We start from the raw sequence: 10,554 nt of genomic DNA on the forward strand, positions 1-10,554 counted from the left end.
ACAGTGAGTCAAGGTCATTGTGGGTTGGTAGGAGATGTGACGCCGTGTGAACGCGCTTCAGGCGACCGCGGGTGCGCGTAGAGCGCCGACACGGCGGGCGATCTCTTCGTCACCGCTCCATAGGCGCAGGATACGTCCCACGACGGCGGCCTCGCCCCAGCGCTCTTTTCGGCTCTCGGCGCGGGCCAGAAGATCGAGCACCTGGCCGCGATCCTGAGCGACCGAGGCGAGCAGAACCGGCCAGGCATGCGTCTTTCGCTTCTCCGCCGAAAGGTCGGACATGGCGTTTTGCATCAGGACCGACTGAACGGAATCAACGCCCTGGCTCAGGGCCGCACGGAGCCTTTGCGCATACGCCTGCTCCTCGGCACTGCCGCGAAGCCGGGCATAGACCGAATAGGTCTGCACAAAGGAGACGTAGTCGCCATCGGAAAGCTGGACGATGCTGAGGCAATCCTGCGCCACCACAAAATCGGGATGGTCGCGCAACAGATCGGTTAAGGCCTGGCGCGCCCGGGCCTCGTCGCCGGCTGCCCATTGTGCCCAGGCGAGATCGGTCCGAATGGCGACGGAGCCCGGTTCGATCAGCCGCGCCGCGTTCAGCTCCCGCAAGGCCGCCACATGCTGCCCGTTGTCGGACAGGACGTTGCCGTACCAGAAATGCGTCTGGGCGTTGCGGGGCGCCAATTCCAGAGCGCGGCGAAAAGCCGTTCCCGCAGACCTGGGGTCATTGTCCCACCAGTAGGCGATGAAACCGATCGCCCTGTGCGCTTCGGCCAGATCGGGATCCAGTTTCAAGGCGGTCGTGGCGGCGGTACGCGCCGCCTCGAAGGCGGCCTTGTCGTTCACCGAATCGAACTCACGCGACAACAGATGCACATCGGCCAGCGCCGCCCAGGCCGGGGCGAAATCAGGCGCGCGTTGCGTGACGGTGGTGAAGGCCGCCATGGCCTGCCGCAGGGTTTCCGGCTTGCGACTGGCCCACAGGTCGCGGCCCTCAAGATAAAGGGTCGCAACCTCCGGATTTGAGGGAAGGGCTAGTCGCTGCTGCACGGGACGCGGCCACAGCATGACCACCGCCACCACCATGGCCAGGATGGCGGCAAGCGCGGCGCCCGCCAGCCAAAACCGGCGACCACGCTGGAGGAAAGATGCAGGGACTGGCCCAGAAACCGGAACTGCGGAGTCATCTTGACCGAGATCGTCCTGGTTGCTCGCCCACTGATCCAGGTCTTCCTTCAGGGCATAGACGGTGCCGGTCTTACCGCCCGGCAGCCGACGCACGGGTAAGCCGCGCTCACGCGCCCAGCGCATGACGGTTGTCCGATCGCGACCAAAATGGTTGCCGATCGCCTTCCATCCATCAAGCCGGTTCGATGCGTTCACCACGGTCTCCGCTGCCCTACGATCCGACTATAGGAGCGTCATCCCGGATGTCAAAGCCCCGTGGCGCTGAAGGCTCCCATCCTCGATTTTACCACACCATATGGCTCAGCACATCGGCGACCAGGGCGGTGTTGACGGTGATGACATTGCCGGCGCTGAGCGTAATGACGACATTGCCACCCACCTGGGCGACCAGGCCGTTATTGGCCACCCCGCCGGTATAGGCGTTCACATTGATGACGTCGTTCTGGCTGGCATTGAAATCCGTGATGGTGTCGAGACCGGACGCGGCTTCGAACAGGAATATGTCCGCCCCCAGCCCCCCGGCCAGGACATCCTTGCCACCCTTGCCGTTGATGGTGTTGATGCCGTCATTCCCGGTCAAGGTGTTCCCCAGCGAATTGCCGGTGGCGCTGACATTGGCTGAACCGGTCAGGATGAGGGTTTCGGCGTAGCGACCATTGAGGCTGTAGGTCACGGTTGAGTAGATGAGGTCGGTCCCCTGTCCGGACAGTTCGACAACATTGTCCGTTGTGGTCTGGATATAGTAGGTGTCGTTGCCCGCACCTCCGGCCAGGACGTTCTTGGCGCTGTTGCCGGTCAGGGTGTTGTTGCCGGCATTGCCGGTACCGTCGATGGTCGTCAAACCGGTCAGGATCAGGGCCTCGACCTCCGCTGACAGGGTATAGGTGACTGAGGCATAGACCAACTCCGCACCACCACCGGCCAGTTCGCTGATGATGTCGCCGGCATCGTCGACGCTATAGCTATCGTTGCCGGTGCCGCCGATCATCGTGTCGGCGCCCGCTCCGCCGTTCAGGCTGTCGTGGCCCGCACCTGCGTCGAGGACATTGCTGCCGCTGTTGCCGTTCAGCACATTGAGCAGGCCGTTGCCGGTGGCATTGAGATTGGCCGAACCGGTCAGGCTCAGGACTTCGGCCTGCTTGCCCGCCAGGCTGTAGGTCACCGAAGAAATGACGGTGTCGAAGCCGGCGTTGCTGGCTTCGGAGACCTGGTCGGCCGCGTTCTGGATATAGTAGGTGTCGTTGCCGTCGCCGCCGCTGAGGGTGTTGTTGCCGGCATTACCGATCAGGACATTGTGCAGCCCGTTGCCGGTGCCGCTGATATTGGCCGATCCGGTGAGGGTCAGCCGCTCGACCTCGGCGCCCAGGGTGTAGGTGATGGCCGATTCGACCAGGTCCGAACCTTCGCCCAGCACTTCGGTGATCGTATCGCCGGCGGTGGTGATGACATAGGTATCGTCGCCGCTGCCGCCGATCAGCGTGTCCGCGCCGCCGCTTCCGCCGTCCAACCGGTCATTGCCGCCCAGCGCCGTAAGGCTGTTGTTGCCGCTATTGCCGGTCAAGCTCTGGGCCAGGCTGTTGCCGGTGGCGTTGATGTTGGCGGCCCCGGTCAGGGTCAGGAACTCGATATAGCGGCCGCTGAGGCTATAGGTCACGCTCGAAAACAGGCTGTCGCTGCCTGCGCCATTGGCTTCGACGACATTGTCACCCGTTGAGTCGACATAATAGCTGTCGTCACCCAGCCCGCCGGTCAGGGTATCGGCACCCGCGCCGCCGTCCAGCACATTAAAGGAACCATTGCCGGTGAGGCTGTTGTTGAGCGCATTGCCCGTCGCGCTGACCGCGAGTGCCCCGGTCAGGACCACATTCTCGATATTGGCGGCAAGGGTGATATTGTACGCGCTGTAGACCCCGTCATTGCCGCCGTTCGCCAGTTCGACCAGCAGATCGCCCGAGGTATAGACATAGACGTCGTTATCGCTGCCGCCGATCAGGGTGTCGGCACCTTCCCCAGCGTCAAGCCAGTCATTGCCGCTGCCGGTCTCGATATATTCCGCCGCGCTGCCGCCGGTGATGACATCATTCCCGGAACCGGTCACCACGCCCTCGAAGCCGGCGAAAATCGCCGCGACATTGGTCGATCCGTCGTCCAGGTTCAGCGCCAGATCGTAGGTGAGGGCGCTGGCGTCCAACATATCGATGCCACCTTCGCCATCGACAGTGTCAAAACCGTCGTCCCCGTCGGCCACGGTGATGATATCGTTGCCGGTGCCGCCGTAAACCGTGTCATGGCCCGCCCCGCCACTCAGATCGTCGTCGCCGCCGTCACCCAACAGGCTGTCGTCAGCGCCTTCGCCAAACAGAAGGTCGACGCCGTCACCGCCGGTCACCAGGTCAGCGCCATCGCCGCCATTGACCGTATCGTTGCCGGCATTGACCGCTATCTGATCCGCCGCCGCCGTTCCGGTGACGGCATCATTGCCGGACCCGGTTATCACCACCTCGAAGCCGGCAAAGACGGCGGCCACATTGGTCGATCCGTCCACCATGTTCAGCGTCAGGCCATAGGTCAGGCCGCTGGCCTCCAGCATGTCGATGCCGTCTTCGCCATCGACCGTGTCATAACCGTCGTCGCCGTCGTTCACGGTGACGGTGTCATCACCTGAGCCGCCGTAAATCGTGTCATGGCCTGTCCCGCCGTACAGATCGTCAGCGCCGTCTAACCCGAACAGGCTATCGTCATCGCCTTCGCCGAAAAGCTGGTCGATGCCGTCACCGCCGGTCACCAAGTCGGCCCCCGCACCGGCCAGGACGGTGTCGTTACCGCCGTTGACCGAGATCTGATTGGCCGCGGCATTGCCGGTGATATGGTCGTTACCGCCGCCGCTGACCAAGGCTTCCATATTGACTATGGCCTCGCCGCCAAAGCCGGTCGCGCCGGTCACCAAATCGATGATGTAATCGCCGTTGTAGGGCGAGACATCGACCAGGTCGTAACCGTCGCCGCCATCCAGCACAACATTGTAGCCGTTGATGGTGCCGACCAGGGTGTCATTGCCCGTCCCGCCGACGATCGTATTGTCGCCGTCGCCGCCATCCAGCCAGTCATTGCCATCACCGCCCGTGACCGAATCGTGACCCAACCCGGCCAGGACCGTATCCGCGCCGCCATTGCTAGCCAGGACGTTATTCCCGTCGGTGCCGCCGATGGAATCGTTGCCGGAACCGCTGTTGAGATTCTCAAAAGCCGTCACCGTGGTCGCCGCGAAGCTGTTGACGCCGGTCGCCAGGTTGAGACTGATCGCGCCGGTGTTGACGCTCAGATCCAGCCAGTCATTGCCATCGCCGCCGTCCAGCACGCCCGCCGCGACACCAAAGACGGGGTCGCCGGCATAGACGGTGTCGTCACCCAGTCCGCCATAAACCTGATTGGACCCCAGGCCGCCGGTCAACTGGTCATTGCCCTCGCCGCCGTCCAGGGCGTCGTCGCCGACACCGCCCGTCAGGGTATCCTGGCCGCCCAGGCCGTAGGCGGTATCATTTCCGTCCTGGCCATCCAGGTAGTCGTTGCCGGTACTGCCCGTGAGGCGGTTGGCCAGGCTATTGCCGAAGCCGCCCAGATTGCCGGCCACCAAGGTCAGGTTCTCGATATTGCCGCCCAGGAAGACGGTGACATTGGCAAAGACCTCGTCGACGCCGGCATCGGCGGCTTCCGACACGACTTCCCCTATGACATCGACCACATAGGTGTCACTCCCCAGCCCGCCGGCAAAGGTGTCGATGCCCGCGCCGCCGTCGAGGAAGTCGCCGCCATCGCCGCCACTCAGACTATCGCTGCCGTTACCGCCCAGTTGCGTGTCATTGCCCTCCATGCCGGAGACGGTGTCATTGCCGTCCTGGCCCAGGAAAACGTCGTTACCGCTGCTGCCCGTGAGGCGGTTGGCCAGACTGTTGCCAAAAGCAGACTGCCCGCCTGCCGCCAAGGTTGCGTTCTCGATGTTGCTGCCCAGGGTCACGGTGACCGTCGAAAAAATCTCGTCCACGCCGGCATTGCTGGCTTCGTTGACCAAGTCGGCCCCGGATTCGACGTAGTAGGTGTCATTCCCCAACCCGCCCGACAGGACGTCGATGCCCAGGCCGCCCGTCAGGTTGTCATTGCCGTCACCGCCGGACAAGGTATCGTTCCCGTCCTGGCCGGCAAGGGTATCATTTCCAGCCAGACCGCTCAGGACGTTGGCGCTGGCCGAGCCTGTGATCAGGTTGCTGATGTCGTTCCCCGTGCCATCGCCGCTTGCGGTCAACTGCAGCTCTTCAAAATTGGCCAAGAGCGTGTAGGTCAGGCTGGCATAGACCAGGTCGGCGCCACCGCCGGCGGCTTCGACGAGGCTGTCACCCGCCTGATCAACATAGTAGGTGTCATTGCCGGTCCCGCCCGTCAGGGTATCGCTGCCCAGGCCGCCGCTCAACAGGTCATGGCCACCGCCGCCGTTCAGCCCATTGTTCAGGTCGTTACCGATCACGGCGTTGTCGCCGTTGTTGCCCGTGCCGGTCACCGCGGCGCCCAACAGGTACAGCATCTCGATATTGAAGTTAAGGACATAGCTGCCTGCGGTCGAAAACACGACGTCGGTGCCGTCGCCGCTGTCTTCGAAGATCGTATCGGTCGCGCTGTCGACATAATAGGTGTCGTTGCCGCCTTCACCGGTCAGCGTATCGGTGCCGCCGGCGCCGTCGAGCGCGTTGTGGCCTTCGCTGCCGATGATCCGGTTAGACAGGCTGTTGCCGGTACCGTTGATATCGCCGGCCATCAGGGTGAGGTTTTCGACCTCGGCCGCCAGGGACAGGCTGAGGGTCGCAAAGACCTCGTCGGTCCCGGCGCCGGACGATTCCGACACCGAAACGGTCAGGTGGTTGACATAGTAGCTGTCATTGCCCTGCCCACCGGACAGGGTGTCATTGCCACCTGCCCCGCCATCCAGCCTATCGTTGCCCCCCAGGCCACCCAGGAAGTTGTCGAGGTTCGACCCGATCAGAACATTGGCGCTTTCGTTGCCGAGGCCGGTGCCGGCGCCCCCCAGGGTCAGGTTTTCCAAATTCGCCGACAAGGTATAGTCGAAACTGCCGATCGTGGTGACCAAGTCGGTTCCGGCATTCACGTCTTCGACGATGACATCGCCATCGTTCCGGATCGTGTAGCTGTCATTGCCGGTGCCACCGTCCAGGGTGTCGGCGCCCTCGACGCCAAAGAACGCGTCATTGCCAGCCATGCCGTAAAGATGGTTGTCACGATTGCCGCCAAAAAACACATTGTCCGAAGCGTTGCCGTAACCATTGTAGGCATTTCCGCTCATGCGCAGGATTTCGACATTGTCGGGCAAGGCGTAATTATAATCCACGGAAACCTCATCCGTACCCTCTGCGGCGTTTTCCGTAATCGTGACGATGTTTCCCGAAAACACCCAATAGGTGTCGTTCCCCGCTCCACCCGTCATGCCGGCACCGCCGGCGTCGTCGACCAGCCGGTCATTGCCGTTGCCGCCAAACAGCTCGTCATTGCCATCGCCACCGCTAAGGGTGTCATTGCCGTCACCGCCGATCAGCGTATCCCAGCCACCCCCGCTTGTGAGGCTGTCATCGCCGGTACCACCAGTGAAAGTGTCGTCGCGATTGAAGTTTTCAATCAATGAGCCCGTATCGCCGTTGTACAGAAGCGCATTGGCGAAGGTTCCGCTCGCCGTGCTGACCGCGGCGCCGGCCCAGGCTTCCGCCTCTGTCGCCGCATTCAGGAGCGACTGTCCCTTCGTGGGGCTGGTATCCAGTGCCGACTCGGTTTCGGCCGTGTCGTTGAGAGAAAACACTTTGCGCATGGGGTCACCTGACCAGCCCGATTGACAGGTCGGCAGCAGGCTGGGCGGCCCGACCCAAAATAACATCGTTTCCTAATAAACGAAGGAGTGCCACGGCGCGTATCTTCTGACAATGCACAAAATACCGTCTGCCAGGGCTTTGTGGCGACGGTGTTACAGCCGTTGTCGGGGTATTCCATTCCACCCCGGTCATACGCCATGTCGACCATAGGCCGCAGCCGAGCCCCGATCGCGCCGCAAGCAGCTGTCAACGATTTCGACCGCGATCCAACCACTGCATTACCGGCGTCACGCTCAAACCGTGAATAAGGATCGACAGCAGGACCACCAGGAACAGGGTCTGCCATAGGGTCCGCACATGATCGAAGTCGGCTTGCCCGGAAGCATAGGCCAGGTAATAGATCGAACCCAGACCGCGTATGCCGAAAAACGCAATCACGGCGCGCTCCGCGGCCACGGGACCCGACCCGATCAGGCTCAAGCCGGCGGCGGCGGGACGTATCAGCAGCACGATGACGACGGCGGCAAGCACGACCTGCCACGACAGGTCGGTGAAAATCGCGCCCTTGGCCAGGGCCAGGCCGAAGCAGAACAGTACGAGCATCATCATCAGCCGCTCGATCTGCTCGGTGAAATTGTGCAGATCGTCATGATATTTGTGCCCCCGCTCCACCGAACGCAGCGCCAGGGCCGCAACAAACACCGCCACGAAACCATAGCCGTGTACAAGCTCCGTCACGCCGTAGGTCAGGAAGGTCGCGCCCAGTGCTACGAAACCGTCGCCCGTCCGCGACAACTGACTACGCTTGGGCAGCTTGAAGATGATCAGACCCAGCAGCCATCCGATCGTCCACCCGGCCGCCACGCCGGCGACAAGCTTCCAGATGACATCGACCAACACCCAGTCCGAAAACGAAAAGGCCTGTCCCGCCTGCCACAGGGCCAGTCCGATCGCCAGGTGGACAAACGGAAAGCTCAGTCCGTCATTCAACCCCGCCTCCGACGTCAGGGCAAAGCGCACCTCGTCTTCCTCACCCGACCGCGGTGGACCGACCTGCACATCGCTGGCCAGCACCGGATCGGTCGGCGCCAGGGCCGCCCCCAGCAGCAGGGCCGCCGCCAGGCTGAGGCCCAACAGCCAGTGCGCGACGGCCGCAATGGCGAAAATCGTCAGCGGCATGGCGATGATCAGCAGCCGCCAGGTCAGGTTCCACGACCGCCACCCCACGACCCGGTCCAGCTTCAGTCCGGCCCCCATCAGCGCGATCAACACCACGAACTCGGTGACCCGCTCCGTCACATACCGGTGCTCCAGCGGATTGAAGATCGCATCCTCCGGCAGCGGCAGCCAGGCGAACACCACGCCAAAACCGATACAGAAGATCGGCAGCGACAGAGGCAGGTTCTTCAGAACCAGCGGCAACCAAGCCGTAAGCAGAGTGATGACGCCCAGGACGACCAGTATGATGACATAAACGTCCACGCGCGGCTCCCGACTACGGCAGCGACAAGCTGAGGCCGATACCGTCGAACCGGTTCCGCGCCTTCACCAACCGCGGTAACCGCGCCGCCGCCTTCTGGGTCATCGTCTTGTCTCCCGTGAGGCTCAACCCATGCCGGGATAAACATAAGTTTGCAGTGCGGGTGCCACGCCGGTCCATTGCACGGTGTCAAACCTGGGAACAAAAGGGGCAGGTCCGATATCCCCCGGCCGCGCCTCACCCCTTGGCCGCCCCACGCGCCGTCACATCGTACACCGCGTCGCGCCAGTCCTTAAGGATCGCATCCTGATACGGGATCGTCTGCGTAAAGAACACCGCCGTCAGATCATTGGCCGGATCGACCCAAAAGAGCGTCGTCGCATACCCGTCCCAGAAGAATTCGCCGACATGGCCGAAGGGCTCGCTGTTCTTTTGCGGCGGCCCGACCCGCACGGCGAAGTCGATCCCGAAGCCCACAGCCCCCTTGTTGACTAACCACGACCGGTCGGTCAACCCGGCCGGCAGATGGTCGCTCGCCATCAAGCGCACCGTCTCAGGCTTGAGGATACGCACATCGCCCAGGGCGCCTTCCCCCTGCAACATCAGGGCGAACCGCATATAGTCGTCCAGGGTCGAGGCCAGGACATAGCTGCCCGGCGAGCGCGCCCAGGTCTTGAGATTCAGGTCGCCCCCAAACGCCACGCCGGCGGTCAGTTCCCCGGCCGCGTCGCGGCTGTACATCCCGGCAAACCGCCCGCGCTTCTCGACCGGCACGAAATAGCTCGTATCGACCATGTTCAGCGGCTTGAAAATGCGCTCGGCGAACACCTCCGCCAGGGGCTGGCCAGTCAGCCGCTCGACCAGGGCGCCCTGGATCTCGACATCGTCGCCATAGCGCCACGCCGTGCCCGGTTCGTGCTCCAGCGGCACCTGGCCCATCGCCCTGACATAGTCGGCATAGGTCTTGACCGGCCCGTCCCCGGACGCAGCGCGGTACAGTTCGCCCAGCTTGCCCTGGGCTGCGCCGCTGGCAAAACCCGAGGTGTGGCGCAGGAAGTCGATCACCCGCGGCTGGCGGGCCGGGGGCTGGGTCAGTACCTCGCCCTTGGCGTCCACGCCAGCAGACAGCTTCAGCCCGGCCAGTTCCGGCAGGTGCTGGGCGATCGGGTCTTCCAGCCCGAACCGCCCTTCCTCGAACAGGGTCATCAGCGCCACGCCGGTTATGGGCTTGGTCATCGAAAAGATCTGCACGATGGTGTCGCGCCTCATCGCCCGCCCGGTCTCGCGGTCAGCCTGGCCGAAGGCGCCGAAATAGGCTTCGCGCCCCTTTTCCCAGATCAGCGCCGAACAGCCGGCCACGCGGCCGTCCTTCACAAAGCCGGACATGACGCGATCCACCGTATCCGGGTTGACGATTTGTCCGTCGGAAGCCGCCTGGACCACGCCGGGCAGCGCCAGGGCGCTGGCCCCGGCCAGGAGGAAGATGCGGCGGCTCGTTTGGCTCATCGGTCTGGCTCCAGGCGGGGGGCAACCGGTACCATGCGAAAGCCGCAACAGCAAATCCCACGATGTGGGCCGGACATTGCGGAAAATTTGGTTGCATCTTACCGTGCGCAAAGTTTGCGCGACCGGCTCAACCGTGCCCGCCCAAACCGTCACCAACTCTGGCTGTTGGCCCACATTTGTGGTAATGTGGGCTCCTGAGAACGGAGGCCGGGCCATGAGTCGCTTGACGATTGATATGACGGATCAGCAGCATCAAAGCTTGAAAGCGCTTGCGGCCCTTCAGGGCAAGACTATAAAACAATATGCCCTTGAGCGCTTGCTGCCGGCGGTCGGGGACGACGCACAGGCCTGGACTGATCTCAAGGACTTCCTGACGCGTCGGATTGAACAGGGGCTAACCGGCGACCTGGCAACGCAATCGTTCGACCAGATTGTCGAAGAAGAACTGGGTGAGGGACCCGCAACTTGACGGAACTGTATGTTCTCCAAAGGGGCGCGGCGGACGATGTG

Annotated in this window: 5 protein-coding genes; 1 reads left to right on the plus strand and 4 read right to left on the minus strand. The window is 63.0% G+C overall.

Annotated elements, in window-relative coordinates; all coding sequences use genetic code 11:
- Window positions 1–57: 57 nt before the first annotated feature.
- The 4 genes from ABI_RS05195 to ABI_RS05210 all read right to left on the minus strand — a co-directional run bounded on the left by ABI_RS05195 (window position 58) and on the right by ABI_RS05210 (window position 10,044).
- Window positions 58–1,386 carry a tetratricopeptide repeat protein gene (locus ABI_RS05195; RefSeq protein ID WP_006271801.1) on the minus strand — a complete coding sequence of 443 codons (1,329 nt, stop codon included), beginning with the start codon at window positions 1,384–1,386 and terminating at the stop codon, window positions 58–60.
- A gap of 88 nt (window positions 1,387–1,474) precedes the next feature.
- Window positions 1,475–7,057 (minus strand): calcium-binding protein, encoded by a 5,583-nt coding sequence (locus ABI_RS05200; RefSeq protein WP_006271802.1) that lies wholly within the window; start codon window positions 7,055–7,057, stop codon window positions 1,475–1,477.
- Window positions 7,058–7,304: 247 nt separating this feature from the next.
- Entirely contained in the window at window positions 7,305–8,540 is a 1,236-nt protein-coding gene (locus tag ABI_RS05205; protein ID WP_006271803.1) for a cation:proton antiporter, read from the minus strand.
- A 235-nt stretch (window positions 8,541–8,775) separates the two neighbouring features.
- Window positions 8,776–10,044 carry a serine hydrolase domain-containing protein gene (locus ABI_RS05210; protein ID WP_006271804.1) on the minus strand — a complete coding sequence of 423 codons (1,269 nt, stop codon included), beginning with the start codon at window positions 10,042–10,044 and terminating at the stop codon, window positions 8,776–8,778.
- A gap of 214 nt (window positions 10,045–10,258) precedes the next feature.
- On the opposite strand from ABI_RS05210, the gene ABI_RS05215 reads away from it, so the two are divergent.
- A complete protein-coding gene (locus ABI_RS05215; RefSeq protein WP_006271806.1) occupies window positions 10,259–10,513 on the plus strand; it encodes a type II TA system antitoxin, ParD family in 255 nt (84 codons plus the stop codon).
- Window positions 10,514–10,554: the final 41 nt, after the last annotated feature.

The organism is Asticcacaulis biprosthecium C19 (assembly GCF_000204015.1).
GTDB classification, from domain to species: Bacteria; Pseudomonadota; Alphaproteobacteria; order Caulobacterales; family Caulobacteraceae; genus Asticcacaulis; species Asticcacaulis biprosthecius.

What these genes read in the sequence shown, in the direction of transcription:
- ABI_RS05200 (WP_006271802.1), bottom strand. Translation starts at nt 7,057, where the DNA reads ATGCGCAAAGTGTTTTCTCTCAACGACACGGCCGAAACCGAGTCGGCA.
- ABI_RS05210 (WP_006271804.1), bottom strand. Translation starts at nt 10,044, where the DNA reads ATGAGCCAAACGAGCCGCCGCATCTTCCTCCTGGCCGGGGCCAGCGCC.
- ABI_RS05215 (WP_006271806.1), top strand. Translation starts at nt 10,259, where the DNA reads ATGAGTCGCTTGACGATTGATATGACGGATCAGCAGCATCAAAGCTTG.